Source organism: Photobacterium sp. 270122K, from assembly GCF_059941365.1.
On sequence record NZ_JBPOEN010000004.1, the window covers coordinates 85274 to 108309 of the forward strand.

General features: G+C 49.2%; 22 protein-coding genes. 9 read left to right on the forward strand and 13 right to left on the reverse strand.

All coding sequences use genetic code 11. The annotated features are described in order from the left end of the window. The first annotated feature begins 245 nt into the window (after positions 1–245). Positions 246–527, forward strand: a complete 282-nt coding sequence (locus ACSF8W_RS08900; protein WP_428476778.1) for a hypothetical protein — start codon at positions 246–248, stop codon at positions 525–527. Between the two features lie 94 nt (positions 528–621). Here the strand turns inward: ACSF8W_RS08900 and ACSF8W_RS08905 are convergent, their stop codons facing one another. The 5 genes from ACSF8W_RS08905 to ACSF8W_RS08925 form a co-directional block, all read right to left on the reverse strand. Then, complete coding sequence (locus ACSF8W_RS08905) at positions 622–1095, reverse strand: response regulator (RefSeq protein WP_500846857.1); 474 nt, start codon at positions 1093–1095, stop codon at positions 622–624. A gap of 14 nt (positions 1096–1109) precedes the next feature. Next, a complete protein-coding gene (locus tag ACSF8W_RS08910; RefSeq protein WP_500846859.1) occupies positions 1110–2438 on the reverse strand; it encodes an ATP-binding protein in 1329 nt (442 codons plus the stop codon). A gap of 10 nt (positions 2439–2448) precedes the next feature. Continuing rightward, positions 2449–3864 (reverse strand): SLC13 family permease, encoded by a 1416-nt coding sequence (locus ACSF8W_RS08915; RefSeq protein ID WP_500846860.1) that lies wholly within the window; start codon positions 3862–3864, stop codon positions 2449–2451. A 275-nt stretch (positions 3865–4139) separates the two neighbouring features. After that, positions 4140–5564 (reverse strand): MATE family efflux transporter, encoded by a 1425-nt coding sequence (locus ACSF8W_RS08920; RefSeq protein ID WP_500847294.1) that lies wholly within the window; start codon positions 5562–5564, stop codon positions 4140–4142. A gap of 227 nt (positions 5565–5791) precedes the next feature. Then, the gene (locus tag ACSF8W_RS08925; RefSeq protein ID WP_500846862.1) at positions 5792–6208 is read right to left on the reverse strand and encodes a CBS domain-containing protein; all 417 of its coding nucleotides are present in this window, start codon (positions 6206–6208) and stop codon (positions 5792–5794) included. A 360-nt stretch (positions 6209–6568) separates the two neighbouring features. Here ACSF8W_RS08925 and ACSF8W_RS08930 point away from each other — a divergent pair, with 360 nt between their 5' ends. Beyond that, positions 6569–6904, forward strand: a complete 336-nt coding sequence (locus tag ACSF8W_RS08930; protein WP_500846864.1) for a YgiW/YdeI family stress tolerance OB fold protein — start codon at positions 6569–6571, stop codon at positions 6902–6904. Between the two features lie 94 nt (positions 6905–6998). Here ACSF8W_RS08930 and ACSF8W_RS08935 read toward each other — a convergent pair whose 3' ends face one another. Next, a complete protein-coding gene (locus ACSF8W_RS08935) occupies positions 6999–8300 on the reverse strand; it encodes a DUF945 family protein (protein ID WP_500846866.1) in 1302 nt (433 codons plus the stop codon). Positions 8301–8519: 219 nt separating this feature from the next. On the opposite strand from ACSF8W_RS08935, the gene ACSF8W_RS08940 reads away from it, so the two are divergent. From ACSF8W_RS08940 to ACSF8W_RS08955, 4 genes are all read left to right on the forward strand, one after another. Beyond that, the gene (locus ACSF8W_RS08940; RefSeq protein WP_500846868.1) at positions 8520–10460 is read left to right on the forward strand and encodes an ATP-binding protein; all 1941 of its coding nucleotides are present in this window, start codon (positions 8520–8522) and stop codon (positions 10458–10460) included. A gap of 10 nt (positions 10461–10470) precedes the next feature. Continuing rightward, on the forward strand, positions 10471–10971 hold the full coding sequence (locus ACSF8W_RS08945; RefSeq protein WP_500846870.1) for a response regulator: 501 nt from the start codon (positions 10471–10473) through the stop codon (positions 10969–10971). A gap of 145 nt (positions 10972–11116) precedes the next feature. Next, positions 11117–12109 carry a 2-hydroxyacid dehydrogenase gene (locus ACSF8W_RS08950; RefSeq protein ID WP_500846872.1) on the forward strand — a complete coding sequence of 331 codons (993 nt, stop codon included), beginning with the start codon at positions 11117–11119 and terminating at the stop codon, positions 12107–12109. 190 nt (positions 12110–12299) lie between these two features. Then, on the forward strand, positions 12300–12845 hold the full coding sequence (locus tag ACSF8W_RS08955; protein WP_500846874.1) for a hypothetical protein: 546 nt from the start codon (positions 12300–12302) through the stop codon (positions 12843–12845). 117 nt (positions 12846–12962) lie between these two features. Here the strand turns inward: ACSF8W_RS08955 and dsdC are convergent, their stop codons facing one another. Continuing rightward, positions 12963–13865: a DNA-binding transcriptional regulator DsdC gene (dsdC, locus tag ACSF8W_RS08960; protein ID WP_500846876.1), complete on the reverse strand. Its 903-nt coding sequence runs from the start codon at positions 13863–13865 to the stop codon at positions 12963–12965. A 98-nt stretch (positions 13866–13963) separates the two neighbouring features. Next, positions 13964–14551, reverse strand: a complete 588-nt coding sequence (locus tag ACSF8W_RS08965) for a TfoX/Sxy family DNA transformation protein (protein ID WP_500846877.1) — start codon at positions 14549–14551, stop codon at positions 13964–13966. Between the two features lie 292 nt (positions 14552–14843). On the opposite strand from ACSF8W_RS08965, the gene ACSF8W_RS08970 reads away from it, so the two are divergent. The 3 genes from ACSF8W_RS08970 to ACSF8W_RS08980 all read left to right on the forward strand — a co-directional run bounded on the left by ACSF8W_RS08970 (position 14844) and on the right by ACSF8W_RS08980 (position 17488). After that, on the forward strand, positions 14844–15419 hold the full coding sequence (locus ACSF8W_RS08970) for an LON peptidase substrate-binding domain-containing protein (protein ID WP_500846880.1): 576 nt from the start codon (positions 14844–14846) through the stop codon (positions 15417–15419). A 105-nt stretch (positions 15420–15524) separates the two neighbouring features. Continuing rightward, a complete protein-coding gene (locus ACSF8W_RS08975) occupies positions 15525–16448 on the forward strand; it encodes an HDOD domain-containing protein (RefSeq protein ID WP_500846882.1) in 924 nt (307 codons plus the stop codon). Between the two features lie 140 nt (positions 16449–16588). After that, positions 16589–17488, forward strand: a complete 900-nt coding sequence (locus ACSF8W_RS08980) for a LysO family transporter (protein ID WP_500846884.1) — start codon at positions 16589–16591, stop codon at positions 17486–17488. Between the two features lie 85 nt (positions 17489–17573). On the opposite strand, the gene ACSF8W_RS08985 is transcribed toward ACSF8W_RS08980, so the two are convergent. From ACSF8W_RS08985 to holB, 5 genes are all read right to left on the reverse strand, one after another. Then, the gene (locus ACSF8W_RS08985) at positions 17574–18191 is read right to left on the reverse strand and encodes a LysE family translocator (RefSeq protein ID WP_500846886.1); all 618 of its coding nucleotides are present in this window, start codon (positions 18189–18191) and stop codon (positions 17574–17576) included. Between the two features lie 186 nt (positions 18192–18377). Then, positions 18378–19067, reverse strand: a complete 690-nt coding sequence (locus ACSF8W_RS08990) for a pseudouridine synthase (RefSeq protein ID WP_500846888.1) — start codon at positions 19065–19067, stop codon at positions 18378–18380. 243 nt (positions 19068–19310) lie between these two features. Continuing rightward, positions 19311–20741 (reverse strand): PTS glucose transporter subunit IIBC, encoded by a 1431-nt coding sequence (gene ptsG / locus ACSF8W_RS08995; RefSeq protein ID WP_500846889.1) that lies wholly within the window; start codon positions 20739–20741, stop codon positions 19311–19313. Positions 20742–21193: 452 nt separating this feature from the next. After that, positions 21194–21973, reverse strand: a complete 780-nt coding sequence (locus ACSF8W_RS09000) for a TatD family hydrolase (protein ID WP_500846891.1) — start codon at positions 21971–21973, stop codon at positions 21194–21196. A gap of 93 nt (positions 21974–22066) precedes the next feature. Continuing rightward, positions 22067–23035, reverse strand: a complete 969-nt coding sequence (gene holB / locus ACSF8W_RS09005) for a DNA polymerase III subunit delta' (RefSeq protein WP_500846893.1) — start codon at positions 23033–23035, stop codon at positions 22067–22069. Position 23036 lies beyond the last annotated feature (1 nt).

The window sequence follows — 23036 nt, forward strand, 5'->3', positions numbered from 1 at the left end:
ACAAGTTACAGCTTTGTTAATAACACTCGACCATGACATGCCTCGCAAAAATGGCGCGCAAGTTACTGTTTAATTTATAATTAAATTGCATATCTAAGCCTATTTATAAAAACAAATACGCACTCACCGCGCCGAATATCTCTACCACGAAAAAGCCCGCGCATTACCCATGTATCTCTCGCCGCCTTGCCGTTATAATCGTCGACCCTTTCCACCCAATGCAGATGAATAGTCTGAGACAAGCCATGAGCCGTAAACCTGATCGATCCACAGCGATGATACAAATCATCGAACAAGTGAAAGACGAACTGCCGCTGTATGATGAAGAGACGTTTAAATGCGGACCGGACAATAGCTGTATCGGTTGTCCGAAAAAATTGATGGAGTTGGTTGAAACGGAAGTCTCATATTGGGAGCATGCGATTCATCGCGGTGATGTGCCGACGTTTGATGAAATCAATCGCTTCGGTAAGCTGTGCAAAAACATCCGACGCGGCTTGGTGCGCAACAATATTATTGCGGCCTAACCCTCACGGCGACGTATATGATGCATAAAGAAAAAGCAGGCCATCGCCTGCTTTTTTTATGTGCGGTGTCGGTTACGGCACCAAAGTAAACCAATTAGCTTAGACGGCGTAACACCACGCTATTATCTAGGATGTCCATCCACGGTTGGTAATCCAACCCCATGTCGAACACGTACTCGGTGATCAGGCTACGAGCGGTCATCAACAACGTATCCGCTTTCCAGGGCTTTTCAAAATAGCTTTCAATGCGAGCACGGTTGATGGCTGCAATCGTATCTTGGTGGGTTGCCTGTCCGGTCAGCAGCACCTTTTTGGTGTTCGCAAAACGGGTATCTTGTGAGATCTCAGTCAGCAATTCCACGCCTGTCTTGCCCGGCATCACATGATCAGATATCACCAATGCCACGAATTCACCTTCGGCATCCAGTTCATCCATCAATTCCAACGCTTCGTCTGCGGATTCGCAGTCTTCAACATGGAAAAAATCATTCAGCGGCGACAGATCTTTCAATACGGCGCTCAGTACTTCCCTCTGGTCATCTACACAGATGATATTTAATTTGTCCATCACTTAACCATCCCTTACGCGATTGGCAATTTAATACGAAATTTGGTTTTCTCTGGGTCGCTCTTCAGTGCAATCGTACCGCCATAACTGTGGACGATGCGCTGCACGATAGACAATCCCAAGCCTAAGCCGAACGATAGCCCCCCTTTCTTGGTGGTAAAGTTCGGTTGAAACACTTTGCGGCGCGTGGTCTCATCAATCATGGGCCCGTTATTGCTGATCGTGATCAACAAGCGATTCTTTGAATAACGGGTGATGATTTCAATCTGCGGCTGCTCGGTTTCTTCCATTGCATCGCACGCATTTTTGATGATGTTGACCCACACCTGCACCAACTCGGTCGTACTGGCCGTGATCGGCGGTAACACCGCCGGACGCAATACCACGTTCACCCGGCGCAAATTACTTTGCAGCAGCGACAGTGACTTATGGATAGTGTCGTTCACATCGACATCCGGTTGACGGGCGGTATCCGTGCCCCCCAACTGCTTCACTGAGCGCACGATGCTGGTCGCATGTTTTGCCGCTAAGCGCATGTCGTGCAGATCCCGCCCCATGTCCCAGTATTGCAGGGCATCGTCCACGTTCTCTAGCCAGTAATCCGGCACCTCGCCTTCCGGCAACGCCCGCGCTAACTGCCGCGCCTGATCACGACCCAGACCGAGATCTTGCTGTAACTGTTTGGCACGCTGTCGCACTTCAGCCGACGTGGTGGATTGACCGGCGCAGATCCCGAGATCCAAAAACGGACTCACATGCGGTTTGCTCTCGTCTAAAATTCGACAGATCCCATTTTGCAGCCCTTCGGTTTTACTGCTGATCACCCCGACGGCGTTGTTCAGCTCATGGGCAATGCCCGCCGCTAACTGCCCTAAGGTGGTCATTTGCTCGGCGGCATACAGCTGTTGCAGGGCTTTTTCTTTTTCAATCGCCTGCAAACCTGTCAGCATTTGGCGGCGAGCTAACTCATGCACCATCACGGGCATGAACTGCTCACTGAGCGAACCGTAGTTTTCCGGTTCAACCGCTTGGGTATCCAGATCAATCCATGCCAGCTCACTGTCTTTCTCTGCAATCACGGTGGTGGAAGCCATCAGTGTTTGCGCGAAGAAACTGTGGACACCAAAGAACATTCCCTGCTCAACCCGAAACACTTTGGCGGTCATGTCACTGTCGTCTTCGGTATTAAGATAACCGGACAGCTCACCTTTTTTTACCCAATACAGCTTATCGTTATAGCCGTCTTGCGTAAGAACATGTGTGCCGGCCTTCACCGCCGTGGTGCGGACAGGATCGCGGAAATAAACATCCACAATGCGCTGCATGGCTTTTGGTTGATGCATGCTGGTTCTCTTAGATATGGTCAATCAAGTGAAGTAGCCAGATCATGGCAAAACTCAATGCCACACCAACCACACCCACAATCACACCCACACGGGCCATTTGATTACTTTCCACGTGACCCGTCGCATGTGCAAGGGCATTCGGTGGCGTACTGATCGGCAACGACATACCCAGTGATGCCGCAAACGTCACCACCAAAATCAAGGTGATTTCGCCGCCCAATGGCACTAGCGAGGTCATCGACATGCCCAAAGCAGCCATAATAGGCATCAGCAAGTTCGCGGTTGCGGTGTGTGACATGAAGTTTGCCATCACCAAACACAACAACGCAGCGCCACCCAGCACGACATACGGAGAGAAATCATCAAACGGAATGCTGTGTACCATCAGTTTGGCCAAGCCGGTTTTGTCCAGCGCCAGACCCAACGCAATACCGCCTGACACCAACCACAACACATCCCAAGAAATCTTCTTCAAATCTTCTTTGTTGATGATCCCTGTCAGCGAGAATACCGCGACCGGAATCAGCGCCACCGTGTAGGAGTTCATGCCGTGTGTCGAGCCCATCAACCACAAAATAACGGTCAGGGCGAACGTGACATACACGGTAATGGCCTTCGGTGTTTTCAGGAACTTACCTTTGATTGTGAGTTCGATTTTCTCTTGTTTTGCGGGGTACATGGCATTGATCAAGAACCATGCAAACACCAACATGACCGCCACAAACGGCACACCAAAGAACATCCACTCACCAAAGGTGATCATATTCTCTGCACTCAGGTATTTCAGGGCAATGGCATTGGGCGGGGTACCAATCGGGGTACCGATCCCCCCAATGTTCGCGGCCACAGGAATACACAAGGCAAACGCAATTTTACCGGGATCTTTCTGTCCAAAAAGGGCAATTACAGGGGCAAGAATAGACAGCATCATCGCCGTGGTAGCGGTGTTTGACATGAACATCGAGAAAATCGCGGTGATCAGCATCAAACCAAACATCACGTATTTCGGTTGGTTACCAAACGGGCGTAATAAAACACGCGCTAAGTTGACGTCCAAACGGTATTTGGTCGCCGCCATCGCCAGGAAGAACCCGCCGAGAAACAGCATAATGATCGGACTGGCAAAGGTCGCCATGATGTCGTTATACGCTAAGAGCTCACCAAAGTGAGGTTGACCTTCTTCACTGCGGAATAAGTACAAGCCCTTGTTGGAAAGCAATAACAATTCCAACACAATGATCACCACAGAGGTGGCATAGATCGGAATCGGTTCCATGACCCAACACAGAGCCGCTAGAAGAAAGATGGCGATTACCCGTTGCTGTACGACTGTCAGGCCTTCAACAGGAAACGCGGAAGCCGGTAACAGTAAAACAATGAGTGGAATGAGGATTGGTACGATGTACCGCAGATATTGGCGCATGGTGGCATTATTCCCTTAAAACACAAAAAAAGGTGCCTGACGCTGACTTCGTCCTTTGGTATGCCATCAATAGGGGGAAAAATCAGGGCGGCAAGACGTTCTGCCGTCACCGTTCCAAGGTATCAGCAGAGCAAAATTAGATTGCCATTCTGCGCCGCTTACCGGTGAATTTCTCCGAGTTAGATCAATAAATTAGTAATCTTGCCAAGTTACCGCCAGATGCGAGTATTCATGAGAATGCAGTGCTTTCTCATCCCATGATAATGGGATAAAAATCACGATGCCGATTTATTCGGCGCCACAAAAGGCTCGTCCACCGCGTCTTCCTGCCCCATATACGTGCGCGATGAACAGAACGGCGTCAGCGGTACGCTCGGTGTCAGAATATCTTGCTGCTCACGCTGTTCATGCGCCCGTGCCATGCACAACACTTGGCGACGCACGAGCCAGACGGCTAGGCAACCAAACACCATGCCGCCGACAGCTTGCCCAATCAATACCCCGCTAGCGCCACCCCACAGGCCACCTAGCCATACAAATGGAATGGTACCCAGCGTGGCTTTGCCCATGTTCAAGGCCGTTGACCATGTCGGACGGTTCAAGTTGTTAAACGCGGCATTGGCGACAAACAAGGCACCATTGAAAATGAAGGTGATCGCCACATAACTACAGAACACGGACAGCAACGTCGCGGCATCTCCCTGCAAACTGAAGATCGCAATCAAACTGTCTTGTGCCAACCACAAAAGCCCCGATACCAATACGCAATACAGCGAGACGAAAATCAGCGCATCCGTTAGCGAGCGGACGATCCTATCCCAACGTGCCGCGCCGAAGTTCTGCCCGATGATCGGGCCTATCGCGCCAGACAACGAGAACACCAGCGCAAAGGTGACGGGCATGATGCGACCAATCACCGCATAACCGGCGACAAAGCTTTCCCCAAACTGGGCAATTTGACTGGTCACGATAGCGTTGCCGATAGGTGTGGCGGTATTGGTCAGAATAGCTGGAAAAGCAATGGCTGAAATAGGCGGCAATGCGCGAATAAACGCCCCAAACTGGGGCCGCGCCACCAACCGGTGATGCACGATCACCGCATGCAGGGAATACACCATGACGGCTAAACGGGCAAACACCGAGGCAATCGCCGCCCCTTCCATCCCCATCGACAAGCCGAAGATAAATAACGGATCCAGCACCGCATTGACGCCTCCGCCGATCAGGGTAGCAATCATCGAACGGCGGGCGTCACCAATACCACGCAGCGCCGCACCGGCAGACATGGAAATGGCAATAAACGGCGCACTGGGCAGCAAAATCACCAAATAATCCGTCGCGGCGGCCGCCACGTTGCCGGTCGCACCGATCATGGCGAGCAACTGCGGTAATTGCCACAACATAAGGCTGACCATCACGGTACAAATGATCACGGCAAAGATCATGACGTTGACCGTCAATTGGCGGGCTTTTTCTGCCTCGTTCGCGCCAAGCGCACGCGACACTAAGGCGCCCATCGCAATCGAGGTACCTATCGAAACCGAGGTCGAAAAAAAGATCAGCGTTCCGGCAAAACCGATGGCCGCCGCTAACTCAATTTCCCCCAATAAACTGATGAAGAACATGTCGAGTAAGTCGACCAAGAACAATGCCATCAACCCCACCGCACCCGTGCCGGACATCACCATGATGTGCTTCATGGGTGAACCGGTCACAAACTTCGCCTGATCAGGCGTTGCTGGGGAGGACGATGTCGCTTGTGGCGCATCTGGATGCGATGGCGAATTGGATGATGGCGTTTTCGGTGTGGTCACTCAGCGTCCCTCTTCAGTCTGGTCGCGCACATGCAATAGGTGGAAAAAGACAAACAGAAAAGGCGCTTAACGCGCCTTTTCTCTCGTCATACCACATAGCATAACAGGTGAGGTTACACAGGGTGTTTGAAACACTCCCCAATTTGATTACTGATCGCCGTCAGTACATCGCGGCGTGTGATCACCCCCACCAAACGCTCATTTTCGACCACCGGATAAATTTTCGGCTTCTGACCCGCCATGGTATCAGCCAGTTCAATGATGGAGTCATCCGGTGACACCGTCAGTACATCGACGCGCATGCACTCGCCCACGTTGTGGGTATCCTGACAGTGATAGCCCACTTTCAATAGCTTGTGGATCATATCCTGCTCAGAAATAAAGCCCACGACCCGATGCAAATCATCAATCACAGGGCCACCAATTTGTTTTGATGACAATAGCTTATCCAGTGCTTGCGACAACGACATAGCCGATTCAAATGTCACTGGGCGCACATTCATGTAATCTTTAACCTTCAACGATTCCATGCATCCCCCTCATTCACTCTGCGGCCCGGCAAGTCAAACGCTGTGTGATTCACACTTCAGGCGGGCAACCGTATTGACACGTGGCCACCTTGGTTCTGCGGCCTCCTTTTGATTAAGTGTCGCCTATTTCCTTGAAATTACTAAATTGAATTTGGCAATTTCATCAATAGACAATGACTATCATGTGCCATTTTGTCGGCACCTCTACCGCCGATCTCACTGTTCATGCCCCTTGGGCGGTAACAACGGAGATCTCAAAAAAAAGCAACACATGGCAATTTTTTCACGATCCCTTCACGCGCCATCACACATAATCATCGCCAGACACGTTACTTCAACATAACTAAAAAGAAAAAAATCATGAAAAAAACGCTCATCACACTTCTTCTTGCAACATCTTTCTCTGCCAATGCCGCATTTAATGGCCCGGGCGTTTCCGCCATTCACACCGTGCGCGATGCTCTCGTGGCAAACGATGACAGCGTGGTGGAATTAACCGGCCACATCAGCCAATCACTCGGTGATGAGTTGTACTTGTTCAAAGACAGTACCGGTGATATTCAGATCGAGATCGATCATGAAGATTGGGGCGGACTCATCGTTGAACCGCAACATACCGTGATTATTCGTGGCGAAGTGGACAGCGAATGGGGATCGACGCAGATTGATGTCGACAGCATTCGCATGCCACACTGATCGAAGCGAGATAAATAAAAACGGCGCGCTTTGCCTTTGGCTAAAGCGCGCCGTTGTTTGTTTTCAGCAACCGAAACGCTGACAGAATCAGCCGTTACATGAATAGCATCAGTAACATCGCCATAGGCAGTTGATCACCGTTAGACAGGATCAGCTTATCGCCTTCAATCGCCATTTTCGCCACGTAATGGGTCGCCGTACGTTCGATGATGCCGTTCTCTTCCAGCGAGACTGCGCGCTCACTCAATGCAGGATCCGCATCCACCAGCGTCACCGGCAAGCTCAGGAATAAATCCCCATCAATGCTTTCTGCGATCGTCGCCAAGTTTTGCGAGGCATTGGTTAACCCCGGCTTCACTTGCAGCGTCAAACTGCTTTTCACATCGCCTTGCGGCGTCACCACACTTAAATCGCTAATGGCAAATTTCAGTCCTTTCGCCACCAATTGATCCAGCGCGTTAGACATGGCTTCCACTTGCGCATCCGTCATGGTGGTGTCCATGACCTCCGAAAATTCACCAAGCTGATGAATCGATGGGTAATCCAAATCCGAGAACGCCATTTGGAAGTTGAAGTTGCTAAACTCCTCCCCTTCTAACGAACGCAGCTTGCCCACTTTGATCTGGTTGCTGTTGGTCAACAATGGCGTGGCATTTTTTCCGTCTGGCGTCGACAGTACATTGTTCATGCTCACCGCCAGTTTTTCCATGCTCACATGCTGATCGCTGGATAAATCATTAAAGCTGACGCTTTCTAGCGACAAATGCTGATCCCCAATCCAGAACTGGCCATCCAAGCGACCTTTACCGCCACCGGTCAGGCTTGTCAGGCGCATTTCTTCATTGGCTTCCGTGATCAGGCTGGCTGACGGCCACAGGTACTGAAACTCACCCGCGCCCTTGGCATCGACCCAACCGGTCATATCAAATGCGGAAAATTCTGCACGGGTGCTGGGCGCTTCACCCGCTTTAAGCGGATTCACCTTCAAGGTAAAATCTGTTGTGCGCGTCAGCGCGGTGTCTGTTTCTAACGTGAAAGGTGGCACGCCTTGGCCCCATAATTTTTCAATCGTCGGCTTCAGCGCCGGATCCACCACCAATTCACTGGTGGTGCTCACGCCGAACACACCATGTGTCACATGGTGATGAATACGCCAAACCGTGGGTAGCCCTTCATCTTCAAAAACGGTTTTCAATTCCCCTTTGAATGTCACCTGCGATACCGCATCCGCACTCAAATACCCACGGTCATAGCTGTCATTAGACACCGTCAGGTATGGGTTGGCATATTGACCGATTGTATCTAAGTAGATCCGCTCACCGATCTGCCCCGTGGCAAACGGCCAACAAAGTACCAAGGCAACTGCACCGCCAACCGCACCAATTTTTTTCAACATTGTCCATAAATCCCAGTTTTGAAGATGAACATTCAGTCTATCACAGCTAAGAGAACATGCTATTTATCAATGACTCATCACATCAGTCTCAAAATGACTTTGCTATCTGCCTCTCAGTCTGCATAAACGCTTTCTTATACACTGACAATAATCAGGATGCGACCAGCGAGAACCCTGCATGTCTGTGATAGTACGCTGGCACCACATAAGGATGGATTGGTGAATAATTTTGCAATTGTCTGCTTGGATGATGACCCGGACATCGTCGAGCAACTCAATGATGCCCTTGCCCCGTTTGCTGGGCTGTTTGATATTTGCAATGCTTACAGTATTGACCAAGCCAATGCCGTATTAACCCGCATCGCCCAACAAGGCCAACGGGTGGCAATGGTGATTTGCGACAATGATTTGGGCCGTGACAATGGCGTCGATTTTCTGATCTCGCTGGATCAATACCCTGCCAGTCAGCAAGCGCGATCTATCTTGATCAATGACACCCCACAACTGGACGCCATCATGCAAGCGGTGAATGAAGGCCGCCTGCATTACTGCCTGACCAAACCGTGGGATCAAGACGCACTACAACCGGTACTGGTCAAAGAGCTGACCAGCTTTATCCTGAAACACACGGATGAAGATTGGCTGCGCTACAGCCAAGTGTTGGATCACCGCCGCATTCTCAATGCCCACATCGACTACCAGATGTCGCGGTTTCGATCCGGCTTTATTCAAGACACCCACACCCTTGATGACGCCACACTGGCCAAGCAAGTGACGGATGCGCTGTATGAGTTTTTTGCTGGCAACGATGAAAACCGCGCTTGTCGTAACTACCGCGCCAACCACATTCTGACCCACGAAGGGACGTCGAATAACATTCTGTGGTTCATCACACAGGGCGAAGTGGCGCTGTATAAGAAAGATGAATATGGCCGACGCCATGAAGTGGTACGTGCAGGCCCAGGACATTTGGTGGGCGGCATGTCGTTTATTTCTGGCGAGCCTTCGTTTTCCACCGGTGTCACCCTGTGCAACACCGATGTGATCAAGCTGGACAGAAAACTGTTCAACAAAGTGATGAACTCCCGCACCGAACTGCTCCCGTTGTTCACCAACTTGCTGCTGCGCAACTTCAACCGCCGTTTAAAAGGCAGCATTAAAACCGAGCTGTGTTTACAGCAAACCCTGAAATCGTTGGATGATGCTCACCACCAGTTGGTGGAAAAAGAGAAGATGGCCATGTTAGGCCAATTGGTTGCTGGGGTTGCCCATGAACTGAATAATCCGGTTTCTGCCATTTTACGCGGCAGTGATACGTTAAAACACACCATCGGTAATATCACAGAAACCACGCTCGATCCTGAGAATCAATCTCGCGGTCACACTATCATGCAGCAAGCCATGCAATCGCGACCGCTCTCCACCGCCGAAACACGCCAACGGGCAAAACAGCTCACCAGCGTGATCGGCGATCGGCATTTGGCGAGAAAAATCGTGCAGATGGGGATTGATGATCCCGACCTGTTGCACAACTGGTTACTACCGCAAAAAAACCAGCTACCGACCCTGCTGGCCGAGTGGGAACACTATTACCAAATGGGGAACTTCCTGCGTTCCATTAATGTGTGTGCTCAGCGCATTGCCGATTTGGTCAAAAGCCTGAAAAGCTATGCCCGCCAAGACGATGAAACCACCCATTGCGTCGACCTGCACGAAGGGCTGGAAGATACCTTGGTGATCTTCGAAAACAAACTCAAGCGTCACCGCGTGATCAAAGACTATCACCCGCTTCCGCCACTGCAATGCCAACCTATTGCGCTGCAACAGGTGTGGACCAATTTAATCTCTAATGCGTTGGATGCCGTGGATGAGCCCGGTGAAATTCGCGTGACCACCCGCCTGACCGAACCGGATCCCCATGGCAAACAAGCCATTCAAGTGATAGTGGCTGACAACGGCAAAGGGATCCCCCCGGCTCAGCAGGCTAAAATCTTTGAACTGAATTTTACCACCAAGCGTGAAGGCAACTTCGGGCTTGGGATTGGATTATCTGTCTGTCAGCAGATCATCCACCAACACAATGGTACCATCACGGTAGACTCCGAGCCCGGCCAATTTACCCAGATGATTGTGACGTTACCCTTGGATGATGCCCAATAAAGGAGGCCCCATGAAGAAGTTTCTTATTCTGTGCGTTGATGATGAACGCGAAGTGCTCGACAGTGTAATCAATGATTTGCGTGATCTTGAAAGCCATTTCGTGATTGAAGCGGCAGAGTCCGTGAGTGAGGCCAGAGACGTAGTCGCCGAGGCCATTGCCGATGACACGCCACTAGCGTTGATTTTGTGTGATCACATCATGCCTGGCGAAACGGGCATTGAGTATTTAATCGAGCTGAAACAACACACGGAGACTCAGGCAACCCGCAGAGTCCTCCTGACCGGCCAGGCGGGACTGGAAGAAACGGTGCAAGCCGTCAACAATGCCAGCTTGGATTACTACATTGCCAAACCGTGGAATGGCGATCAACTCAAGCAAATCGTGATTGAACAACTGACCACCTACATGATCGACAACACGTCGGAATTGATGCCGTGGATCCAAGTACTGGATGCTACCCGTATCATGGAAGCACTGAGCGACCGCCGTCTAAGCCTGTCGGATATTTAATCTATCAGCATCAGCAGCATTAATTTGTCATACAAACCTTTTCGGGACGCGACAATAGTGTTATCTTGATCACATAATTAATACCCGATCAATGACACTCATCCACAGCAAGACGCTACGGATAGTCAACCCGAAAAGGTGAACGATGAAAGTTGCAGTTTTCAGTACTAAAAAATACGACCAACACTCTTTTACTGCCGTGAATGCGCAGTATCAGCATCAGCTTGATTTCTTTGATTTTCGACTCACGGAGCAAACCGCAAAAATGGCCCATGGCTATGATGCCGTCTGCGCGTTTGTGAACGATGATCTTAGCCGTCCGGTGCTTGAGTCTTTAGCTGAAAGCGGCGTCAAACTGATCGCCATGCGCTGTGCAGGGTTTGATAAAGTCGATCTTGATGCCGCCAAAGATCTAAATATGCAAGTGGTGCGCGTACCGGCCTACTCCCCTGAAGCGATTGCGGAACACACCCTTGGTCTGATGCTCAGCCTGAACCGCCGTATCCACCGCGCTTACCAACGTACCCGCGATGCCAACTTCTCGCTAGAAGGCCTGACAGGCTTTAACTTCCACGGTAAAACCGTTGGCGTGATCGGCACCGGTAAAATCGGCATTGCGACCATTCGCATTCTGAAAGGCTTAGGCATGAATGTGCTGGCCTATGACCCGTTCGAGAACCCACTGGCGATTGAGCTGGGTGTGCGTTACACCACGCTGGATGAGATTTACGAAAAATCGAACGTGATCACCCTACACTGCCCAATGACAGAAGAAAATTACCACATGCTGAACGCTGACGCGTTTGCCAAAATGCGTGATGGCGTGATGATCATCAACACCAGCCGTGGGGAATTGCTCAACTCTAAAGACGCCATCGAAGCGCTGAAAAACAGTAAGATCGGCTCATTGGGGATTGATGTGTACGAAAATGAAAAAGATTTGTTCTTTGAAGATAAATCTAACGATGTGATCACCGATGATGTGTTCCGCCGTCTCTCTGCGTGTCACAACGTGTTGTTCACCGGTCACCAAGCCTTCTTAACCGATGAAGCCTTGGCCAATATCGCGGACACCACACTCAATAATGCCGCGCTTTTTGAGCAAAATACGCGCTCTGGCAATGAATTAATCGGATAGCCGCCATTTATCCAGCGTTAGTTATCGATAAGATTAATATCTGAAGCAAAGATCACAAATTTTTATGATCTTTGCTTTTTATCCCAGCACAAACGGGATAAAAGACAACAAAGTCCGGTAAAAATCTATGATTCAGCCATTTTGTCCATTAAAATGAGCGCATATTTTTAAGCCTTCCGGACACATTGTCATGCGTAAAACACTTCTTGCTATGGGCTTGATCCTGGCATCAATTCCTGCTGCATATGCTGATCAATCCACCATGAGCAACTTCAGCTACGACTACGCTGAAGCGCGTATCGGTATCAGCCCACTGACCTACGGTGCAGGCTTCAGCAAATCAATTCACCCTAACGCACACATCATCGGTAGCATCGATACTGAATTTGATAGCGATTGGGATGCGTCGATCGGTGTCGGTTTCCACGCACCCGTGAACAACTGGGCCGATATTACCGGTGAACTGAAAGCCCGTAACGTGAAAGACCGTGGCTGCTTTGACAGCTCAGCGGGTAAATTGGGCATGGAAGTGAACCTGGGTATCCGTCAGTGGTTAGGTCCACAATTTGAAGTGGGCGGCCAGATCGGTCACCTGAATATTGACGATCATGAAAAAACCATCGGTAACGTCTACGGCCGTTTCCACGCGACAGAGTTGTTCTCTATCGGTGTTGCGGGTCGCTTCAATGATATCTATGGCGATCAAATGATGATCACCACGCGTTTCAAGTTCTAACATTGCGTTCAAGGCCAAACATGATGGCCTTGCTCTCAGGTTAGTGACTCACGCTAGCGCGATAATGCCCTCACTTGATTGAGGGCATTTTTTTGTCTCGATATTCGGCCATTTTGCTTACTGATTTTCCACCAGCCAATCAATAAAGGCTTTAATGCGTGGCGACGCGGCCATGTCTTTACGGCACACCAAATAATAATGTTGCGGTGACGGTACAGAGAGCGGAAACGGTGTCACCAGCCTCCCTGAGGCAATTTGCTCAGCAATGAACGACGCGCGGCCAATCGCCACACCGATCCCACGCTCTGCGGCTTGCAAGGCCAAATCTGCGCGATCAAACGTACAGCCAGCCTCGGGTAATATCACGCCATTTTGTTGCGCCCAATATTGCCATTCGTCATTACGCCCTGCCCGTGCCCACGGCGCGGCATCATGCAGCAACATACACGACACTAACTTATGGGGGTTCCCGTAGAGATCATGCGCCAAGGCATATTCGTGACTGCACACTGGTACCATGCTTTCGTTCATCAACCTGACCACATGCAGCCCGTTGTATTTGCCGTCCCCAAAGTAAATGGCGCAGTCAAACGATTCGGTCTGAAAATCCACCAGCTCATTACGGGTACGCAAATGAAAACGCAGTGCCGGGTATTTATCAATGAACCCCTTCAACCGTGGCATTAACCACCGTTGGGCAAACGTCGGGGGCACCGAGACATTCAATTCACCGCTCAACTCCAGCGTTTTCAAATCACGCAGTTCATTGGCAATATCGCCAAAATTATGCGCGACCACCTCTTTTAAACGCTTACCTTCATCGGTCAATACCAACTTACGGGGCTGGCGAATGAACAACTTGACCCCTAATGCCGCCTCAAGATTTTTGATCTTATGGCTGACAGCACTTTGGGTTAAGCACAACATCTCAGCGGCGCGGGTAAAACTCATTTGATCGGCTGCAATCAAAAAGCAATGAAGTCCAGACAAAACGGAACCGGTTAAGCGTGGTAGTCGCATACGTCGCACAATGTGGTAAATGATAGGATTATCATACAATAAAAAAGCCACCGCGTAGAGGCGGTGGCTTTTTTGCAGCTAAAAATATGTACTACATTTTAGTCGATAGCTTGTAACAACTGCTGCTTTTGGTCATCTTTCAGCAGTGTCCAGTGACAACCATCAATCGCACCGGCAAACATCCATAGCAATTTAACGTCAAGATCTTTACCCTGACTCTGACGCACCTTACGGTACACTTCAACGGCGCCCAGTGTGACAAAACTGGTCACATCTGGAATGCCTGCTTTCTTGACCATGCGCTCTAGTGTCAGGCGCATGTTCGGTAAGTCGCGGATCCTTTTGCTCTTGTCTGATGATTTATACGCTTTTTCTGTAATCGACAATGCAATAGATTCTTTCACTAATAATGAGCACTGCTCAAGATTATTGTGGTAGATATCTGTGATATCGTAGTAGTTAACCACGGCGGTTGTGCTGCGCTTGATGTGTCTAAATTTCTCACACCCTAGCGTAACCAGTTGCTCGTCCAATACATCCCCACCGCGTAGGTAAAGGGCTTTGTCAGTAATAATGGCGTACATCGCAGAATTAATGAAAATCCCTGTACCGCCAAACATTGAACGTTTTTCAAAACCACCGAAGTCTTGAAGATAATTTAAAAGTTCTTCCTTGAAGTTTCGCACAACATCTCTCCCGTTAAACGTTAATGGTTGTTTTTCTCCAGTAACGCCAAACAAATAAGCGTCAACAAATTGACAATGACACAGCCCTCGTCGAATTTCCACATATGAAACAGTGAACACTTCAAAGTGAGAATCCAGACATATTATGATTCAAAAAATAAGCACTATGTGACAAAAGCGACCTTATTTGGTCAGGGCCAATTTGGGGAGAATCTCCCAAAAAATGCCTCAAGCCACTATCTTTATTCTTATCAATAATCGTTTTTTCCACGTGAGGGAGGCTGACAATAAGATGACAGAGATCGCACTCTTTCCTACCACCTCACACTTATTGCCTGACGGTAATGTCGAGTTACTTATTTGTGAGGAGCGACATCTCAGAATGCTGAAGCAATCCCTTAGTGGAGACAGGGGCTTTGCCGTCTGTATGCTCAATGAAGATGAAGTCAATAGCGAGCTCAAAAAAATTCCCGCAATTGCGACTCAATGCGAAGTGGTGAATTTTGATGCTTTAGAAGGCGGACTCCTCTCCATCAAGGTAAAAGGCCGTCAAAAAGTCCGATTACTGAGTATTTCTGTCGAACACGACGACCTCTTGTGTGCCCAGTTTACGCCTTATACCAATTGGTCCCCTTGCCCGTTAAAAGCCAACGACAAAGAATTGGCGGACAAACTTGTGCTTTATTTTCAGTCCATGCCTGAAATTGGGGCCTTGTACTCACACCACGAACTGGACGATCTCACGTGGGTCTGCCAACGTTGGATTGAACTACTCCCTTTGGAGGTCCACTATAAACAACTACTGATCACCCAAACGGGGCCGAAACTGACCGCACGTTTTCTGCACAAGCTTTTTCTGGCTGATTAAAGAGTGTGCAATCAATAGTCTCGCCTGCGTTTTCGTCCTTTCTTGCTATCGCAGAAGAACAACTCTCGATAAAATATGCCTCTCACATGTAGGTAGTAAGAATCCATGGCTCACGTATCCTTTTTCTGGCTCAAACCTGAAAATGACAAAATCATTAAAGGGTTAGAATCTGAGTTTTACTCACGCGTCAAAACCGCCATTCAAAAAAATCGGTTAGCACTTCCCCCTATTCCGGCAGTGCTGGTCAAGCTACAAGCACTTTGCAATAGCGACAGTACCACCATCAATGATGTGGCTGAGTTGCTTCTGGACGATCCTGGCCTCACAGCGCATATCGTGTCGATCTCGAACACCATGTTGTTCAACCGCCGAAATATTATCTGCCACGATGTGTTTACGGCCGTAAGCCGCTTAGGGATCTATCGGGTACGCGATATTGTGACCGCCAAAGCCATTGAGGATTTGAAGAAGCGCCACCTATTCAGCCAAGAGTGTAATCAGTTATTGACGCACAGCGCCATGCGATCACGTCAGTTGGCGGCAACCATGGCGTTGGTTGCTCACGGTCTGGCAACCCATGAAGAGTTTCCGAAGAAAATCGAGTCTGACAAAGCCCTATTGGCGGGGTTGTTTGCTGACATCGGTTTATTCAGTTTGATCCATGAATACCAAGCCTATTTAGACAGCGGTAACTATTTGGACCTCGACATCGCTAAACACATCTTCGAGCACTGCTGTCAGGAAGTCAGCCTGCTGATCCTCAAACATTGGGGGTTTGATACCGATTATCTGGAAGTGGCCTCTAACAGTCGCTCTCCGTTCCGGAAAGACGCTACGCCGTCTTACTATTTAGACGTGGCACGCATGGCGAACCATTTACTGCTGTTTAAAACCAATGATGATGCCATTGACGAACACCATGTCGAGATGGATTTAGCCGATGCCGAAGTGATGTACGAGTTAACCAACTTGTCGAATGCCGAGTTTGCATTGCGCCTTAAAACCGTCATGAAAAATAGTGGGATGTAACCACGCTACCTCCACTTCCCTACCTGTGAACAACATTGTCTCTCGCCCGCTGAGAAAGGAGATTGACCCTTTCTCAGCCTTGCTGATAAGCTGCCGTTTTCTTACCCACACAGACACAGAGCGACACACTAAGGATTAACATGTTTTCAGGGATGCTGTTTATTTTCCTGCCTTTGGTTATTGGCTACCTCATTCCGGTACACCGAGCCTCGGTACTGACGTTCATTAATACCCAAACCAGTCGTATGGTGCTGGTGATTCTTACCTTAATGGGTTTGAGCTTGGCTGGGCTGGATAACCTCAGTCAGAACCTCAATCAGATCCTCACCTATACCGTGGTCTTTTTCGTGCTGATCAGCGGCTCGAATATGCTGGTGTTACCCCTTATTGACCGTTTGTTTCCTATTCCAACCGAACATGAACACCAACGCGTGCCCTTTCGTGAAATGATGATGGAGTCGGTCAAACTGATTTTTGCTGTGGCGGGCGGCCTGATCGTCGGTTTGGCGGCGGGAATAGACTTGAGCTGGGTGGATCAAGCCAGTGAAATCATTTTGCTGATCCTGTTATTTTTAATTGGCATTCAGCTGCGCAACAGCGGCATGACACTCAAGCAAATCATATTGAACAAAAAAGGCGTGTTGATCGCACTGGCGATTATCTGCACGTCGTTACCGGCAGGGTTACTTGGCGCGTGGATTTTAGATTTGCCGCTAAACCAAGGACTGGCAATGGCGTCTGGCTTCGGCTGGTATTCATTGGCAGGGATCTTAATTGGCGATCACCTCGGCCCCGTCATGGGCGGCGTGGCATTTTTGAATGAACTGTTACGCGAACTGGTAGCACTGACGCTGATCCCACTCATTATTCAGCGCTATCCCAATACCGCCGTAGGCTATGCGGGCGCAACCGCCATGGACTTTACCCTGCCGGTCATCCAAACCTGTGGGGGGATCCGCTGTGTGCCCATCGCGATTGTAAGCGGGTTCATTTTAAGTTTATTGGTACCGGTACTGATTCTATTTTTCTTATCACTGTAAGCCTCGGGGCGCGCGCTCTGTGCCCCTCTCCAGCTTTCGTTTCACGCTCTAGAAACAAGCTACCGCCCTCACGGATGATGGGCGGTTACGACGAGCGGCTGAGCAATAAATTCCCGCCTGACAACGCAAGAAAAAGCGCACACGCTTTATTGAAACGCTTGGCCATGCGTGGCTGTGAAAACCACTGTCTCAGGTACAAGCCGAATGCCGCGTAGAGTGAAATCGCCCCCACCTCTAACACTAAGAACGTACTGCCCAGCAGAAAAAATTGTTCCGCAACATTGCCCTCGACATTCACAAACTGCGGTAAAAATGCGGTGAAAATCAAAATGGCCTTCGGGTTACCTGCCGCCAGCACGCATTCCTGCCTTGCCAATTGAAAACGCGTTTTGCTCGGTTTCACCGCCGATACCGGACTGGCCGCGGAATGCCACAAGGTGTAGGCAATCCAAAGTAGATACCCCGCGCCGACCACTTTTATGATCATGAAAAGGATCTCTGACGTGTATAACACGACGGCTAATCCCGAGGCCGCCAGCGCTATCATCCCCACAAAGGCGAGAATGCGCCCCATCCCCGCGATCAATGCTGTGATAAACCCGTAGCAACGGGCATTATTCATGGCCAACAAGTTATTGGGGCCGGGTGTCATATTTAATGCAAAACAAGCCGGTATAAATAGCAGCCAGGCGAAAAGTGTCATGTTCTTTCCCTTTATTCATTACGATCCATGTTGTGGCCATCCTATCAAACATCTATGCAGCATCATACAGACCGCAACTGGCGTGATGAGGCGGTTCGCATGTAAGACAAACACAGCAAGATAAAAAGACGCCAAAGGGAAATAGGTTGATTACCTGAATAATGCGGCGGTATGGATGTATGGTCGTTAACGCGTGAATGACTGTATTTCATCATGGGTTAAGTAACGCCACTGCCCTACCTCGACATCGAGGCGAATATCGCCAATTTGTTCACGATGAAGCGCAACAACCCGGTTGCCTACCGCCGCAAACATGCGCTTTACCTGATGAAACTTTCCCTCCGTGATCGTTAACAGCACCTCTCTGGCACTGATCACTTCCAAGGTCGCGGGTAAGGTTAGTTGCTGCTCGCCTTGCAGTTGTACGCCTTGTTCAAATTGCGCCGCGACATGATCCGCGATGTCATGGGATAACATGACACGGTACACTTTACCGCAGGCCTTCGTTGGCACTGTAATATTGAATGACCACCGGCCATCATCCGTGATCAATACGAGCCCCGTTGTATCGGCATCCAAACGCCCGGCAATGTGCAACTCTGCGATGTTATCGACATCAAGATAATTGAACAACGAGGGGTACACTTCATCAATGTTTGAGCAAATCGTACCGGCCGGTTTATGCATGAGCATATAGCGAAAGGCACGGGCTTTCAGCCGAGTACCACACAACAGAATAGTATTATTTTCATGCACCTGTACCGCTTCGTTTATCACAACGTCACCATTGACGCTTACCGCGCCTGCATGAATTTTTTCGACCGCTTCACTTTTTGTCAGCTCAGTACTTTTACAAACAAATTTATCAAGGCGCATAGTGGCTACATTCAGAAGAGAACAGAGCCGCACATTATCCCTGCTGACCGAGAATGATCAACGGCTCATAAAGAATAAACGGCACCAGCAAGCAAGAGCGAACCCGATAGAAGAGATAGTTGATAATAGATAGTCGAGAAGAGAGAAGAAAAAGGAAACAGAAACAGAAAGAGAAAGAGAAAACGAAAAGAAAAAGGGAAGCCGAAGCTTCCCTTTTAGATGGATAGAGTGAGGGGGAGGTAATTAGTTATTACGGATCCACTCATCCATGTCAGATTTCAGGTTGTCAGATTTAGTACCGAAGATAGCCTGTACACCACCACCTGCGATAACCACACCAGCAGCGCCTAGTTTCTTCAGTTTATCTTGGTCAACGTTGTCAACGCTTGCAACAGCGACACGTAGACGCGTGATACATGCATCAAGACCAGTAATGTTGTCTTTACCACCAAAGGCTGCAACCAGTTCACCCGCAAGCTCAGAACCCGTTACTGCAGCGCCTTTGCTGTCTTCGTCGTCTTCACGGCCCGGTGTTTTCAGGTCAAACTTCGTGATCATGAAGCGGAATACGGTGTAGTAAATCACTGCGTATACTAGACCCACAGCAATCATCAGACCCATCTTCTGCGCATGGCCAGATAGGACTAGGAAGTCAATCAAACCGTGAGAGAAAGACGTACCGTGTACGAAACCAAGCATGTTAGCAACTACGTACGCAGAGCCCGCTAGTAGCGCGTGGATACCGTACAGAATTGGAGCAACGAACATGAATGAGAATTCGATTGGTTCGGTGATACCTGTTAGGAAAGAAGTCAGTGCAGCTGACGCCATGATACCCATTACTTTCGCACGGTTTTCAGGCTTCGCACAGTGAGCGATAGCAATCGCTGCTGCTGGTAGACCGAACATCTTGAACATGTAACCGCCCGCTAGCTGACCGAAGCCATTACCCGCTGCGCGAGACACTTCGTCTGCCACTAGGTAACAAGTCAGTACGCCGTTTTGCGTTACGCCGTTTGCGTCAACACACGTACCGGCTTCAAAGAAGAAAGGTACGTTCCAAACGTGGTGTAGACCAAATGGGATTAGAGAACGCTCAATAACACCGTAGATACCAAATGCTAGGGTTGGGTTCTGGTGTGCTGCCCAATCAGAGAACGCACCGATAGCCGCACCGATTGGTGGCCATACCACAGACAGGACGATACCCAGTGCAATCGCAGAGAAACCTGTGATGATTGGCACTGCGCGCTTACCCGCGAAGAAACCCAAATATTCAGGAAGCTGAATACGGAAGAAACGGTTGAATGCCCATGCCGCCACACCACCGATAAGGATACCACCTAGTACACCTGTATCGATTTTTTCAACGCCCATTACGGTAGCCATTACGCCAAGCGTCGCCGTCATGATGCCGTAACCAACGATTGCCGCAAGACCTGCAACACCGTCGTTATTGGTAAAGCCAAGTGCAACACCCACTGCGAACAGTAGTGCCATCTGACCAAACACCGAGCCACCTGCTTGTTCCATCAAGTTAGACACGATCTCTGGAAGGAAGCTTAAATTGGCAGCACCGACACCCAGTAGGATACCAGCAACCGGTAACACAGATACTGGAAGCATCAGTGCCTTACCGACTTTTTGCAGGTTTGCAAAAAGGTTCTTAAACATAATCTGCTCCTGAATAGAGTTTTTAATTAGATTTCAATTCCGTATCAGCGACCTACCCCCGTAGCCCTCTTGCTGATACTGTTCTTTATATACAGCATAAGTATAAGATGCGGCGGTAAATATAACTTGATGACTATCAAAATTACTAACCCAGAGTGAAATTTTATTTCAAAACTCAAGCTTGATCACAATAGAAAAACCGTTAACAATCAAAACCAAACAACCTAAACAATTGATTTTAAATCAAAAAACCAGATAAAAATGCACTTCCACCGACATGTTCTTTTCTTTCAATACTGTAAGCAACGTTACTTAACGTTACAAAAATAGAATTAAGTAACATTAGGAAATAAGCGGGCATTTCTGTGGGGCATAACGCGTGGGATGTAAGTAAAATGTTTACAACGTTAACAGCAGGCATAAAAAAAGGAGCTTTCGCTCCTTTTTTCGGCTTATCTTCGCTCGGCTCGCGAAAAAAGTGTGAAGAAGTTTTCCGTCGTTACCGCTTCGACTTCTTCTACTGAAACACCCTTCAATAAGGCAATATGTTCAGCAACTTCGCGCACATACGCGGGCTGATTTTGTTTACCACGATGCGGGATCGGTGCCAGATACGGTGAATCGGTTTCAACCAGCAATCGCTCTAACGGCAACTGGCTCACCACATGTTTCAGTTCGCTGGCTTTATTGAAGGTAACAATACCTGAAATAGAGATATAGAAACCCAGTTCAATCGCCGCTAATGCCATCTCAAGGCTTTCGGTGAAGCAATGCAGTACACCACCACATTTTTCCGCCCCTTCTTCGCGTAAGATCTGAAGGGTATCTTCACGCGCCATACGGGTATGGATGATCAGCGGCTTATTCAACTCAACCGCTAAACGCACGTGCTGACGGAAAATGTCTTTTTGCGCATCGGCCAATTCAGGTTGATAGTGATAGTCTAAGCCCGTTTCACCGATGGCAATCACACGTTCGTGAGAGGCATATTCTTTAAGCTTGTCAAAATCAAAACCGGCTTCAATGTCCAGTGGATGCACCCCACAAGACGCAAACACGTGCTCATGCGGTTCAATCAGCGCCATCATGTTAGGGAAACTGTCTAACGTCACCCCAACAGACAGAAAGTACTCGACCCCGCGGGCTTTGGCTTTCGCCAACACATCATCAATCCCTGTATGAAGCTGCTCGTAATCCAATTTATCCAGGTGACAATGCGAATCAACTAGCACAATGTATTCCTCTTATTACGTTGTTTGTTTCTCAGCCCCATCATAACAAACGCCACTGCGTTGCGCTGATGAGGTGAAATGCGTTGGGCCAACCTAAATCGGTTGAGCCATAAACCCGGTCAGCCAATCGACCATCAACAATTCGGTATTCAGACCCGAATGCTGATCCAATTGCTGGTAAAGCGCATTGGCTTGTTTAATCTGACTGATCAATAGCATCGGACTGATCGTCGCAGCGGCTTGTTGCACCAATGGCAACGATTCACAATGGATCAGGTGTTGCGTCACGCCTTGCTGCACTTTCATGCAATCCACCATGAAATAGCTTAACCATTTCAAACTGTGATGGCCTTCTGCTGCACACTGCGCGGCCACATCGTACAAACCGATAAAGGGCGGCTGTAAGAAAGCGGCAAAAGCCGTCAGCAAGTGACCATAACGAATATCCTGCCCTTGCTCGATAAACTGTAACGTGGCCAATGGCGCACGCCCATTTAATCGCACCGTTTCTCGCTTAATGCTTTGCATTAACTTGTTTTCCACCCATTTCTGGGTCGTCACTTCGTCTGGCATCGGCAAGCGCCATTTATTACAACGGCTATTGATGGTCGGTAACAAGTTATCCAATGATGCTGCCAAGAGAATGAACTGACAACCCGATGGCGGTTCTTCCAGAGTTTTCAGCAAGGCATTTGCCGCCGCTTCGCCCATGGCATCCGCATAATCGATCAAAATGATACGATTACCACCGAGCTGTGAGGTTTCAACGGCCCAACGGTTACATTGGCGCACTGCATCGACCCCAATCGACTTGCCTTCCTGCAAAGGGGCAAGCGCATGAAAATCGGGGTGCGTACCGGCAGCAAACAATCGACAGCTATGGCACATACCACACGGCTCAGTCACACCATTTTGACACAGTACAGTTTGTGCCAGCTGTTTCGCCAGCACATCGCGTCCGCTGCCCAGTGGTGCCACCAGCAAAATAGCATGGTGCAAACGCCCTTGCTCTAGCAGTTGCTGCCAGTTCTGCCATACCCCTTCTTGCCACGGATATAACATG

Excerpts from the sequence above, each read along its gene's own strand:
- ACSF8W_RS08900 (WP_428476778.1), top strand. The coding sequence starts at position 246 with ATGAGCCGTAAACCTGATCGATCCACAGCGATGATACAAATCATCGAA.
- ACSF8W_RS08905 (WP_500846857.1), bottom strand. The coding sequence starts at position 1,095 with ATGGACAAATTAAATATCATCTGTGTAGATGACCAGAGGGAAGTACTG.
- ACSF8W_RS08910 (WP_500846859.1), bottom strand. The coding sequence starts at position 2,438 with ATGCATCAACCAAAAGCCATGCAGCGCATTGTGGATGTTTATTTCCGC.
- ACSF8W_RS08915 (WP_500846860.1), bottom strand. The coding sequence starts at position 3,864 with ATGCGCCAATATCTGCGGTACATCGTACCAATCCTCATTCCACTCATT.
- ACSF8W_RS08920 (WP_500847294.1), bottom strand. The coding sequence starts at position 5,564 with ATGAAGCACATCATGGTGATGTCCGGCACGGGTGCGGTGGGGTTGATG.
- ACSF8W_RS08925 (WP_500846862.1), bottom strand. The coding sequence starts at position 6,208 with ATGGAATCGTTGAAGGTTAAAGATTACATGAATGTGCGCCCAGTGACA.
- ACSF8W_RS08930 (WP_500846864.1), top strand. The coding sequence starts at position 6,569 with ATGAAAAAAACGCTCATCACACTTCTTCTTGCAACATCTTTCTCTGCC.
- ACSF8W_RS08935 (WP_500846866.1), bottom strand. The coding sequence starts at position 8,300 with ATGTTGAAAAAAATTGGTGCGGTTGGCGGTGCAGTTGCCTTGGTACTT.
- ACSF8W_RS08945 (WP_500846870.1), top strand. The coding sequence starts at position 10,471 with ATGAAGAAGTTTCTTATTCTGTGCGTTGATGATGAACGCGAAGTGCTC.
- ACSF8W_RS08950 (WP_500846872.1), top strand. The coding sequence starts at position 11,117 with ATGAAAGTTGCAGTTTTCAGTACTAAAAAATACGACCAACACTCTTTT.
- ACSF8W_RS08955 (WP_500846874.1), top strand. The coding sequence starts at position 12,300 with ATGCGTAAAACACTTCTTGCTATGGGCTTGATCCTGGCATCAATTCCT.
- dsdC (WP_500846876.1), bottom strand. The coding sequence starts at position 13,865 with ATGCGACTACCACGCTTAACCGGTTCCGTTTTGTCTGGACTTCATTGC.
- ACSF8W_RS08970 (WP_500846880.1), top strand. The coding sequence starts at position 14,844 with ATGACAGAGATCGCACTCTTTCCTACCACCTCACACTTATTGCCTGAC.
- ACSF8W_RS08975 (WP_500846882.1), top strand. The coding sequence starts at position 15,525 with ATGGCTCACGTATCCTTTTTCTGGCTCAAACCTGAAAATGACAAAATC.
- ACSF8W_RS08980 (WP_500846884.1), top strand. The coding sequence starts at position 16,589 with ATGTTTTCAGGGATGCTGTTTATTTTCCTGCCTTTGGTTATTGGCTAC.
- ACSF8W_RS08985 (WP_500846886.1), bottom strand. The coding sequence starts at position 18,191 with ATGACACTTTTCGCCTGGCTGCTATTTATACCGGCTTGTTTTGCATTA.
- ACSF8W_RS08990 (WP_500846888.1), bottom strand. The coding sequence starts at position 19,067 with ATGCGCCTTGATAAATTTGTTTGTAAAAGTACTGAGCTGACAAAAAGT.
- ptsG (WP_500846889.1), bottom strand. The coding sequence starts at position 20,741 with ATGTTTAAGAACCTTTTTGCAAACCTGCAAAAAGTCGGTAAGGCACTG.
- holB (WP_500846893.1), bottom strand. The coding sequence starts at position 23,035 with ATGTTATATCCGTGGCAAGAAGGGGTATGGCAGAACTGGCAGCAACTG.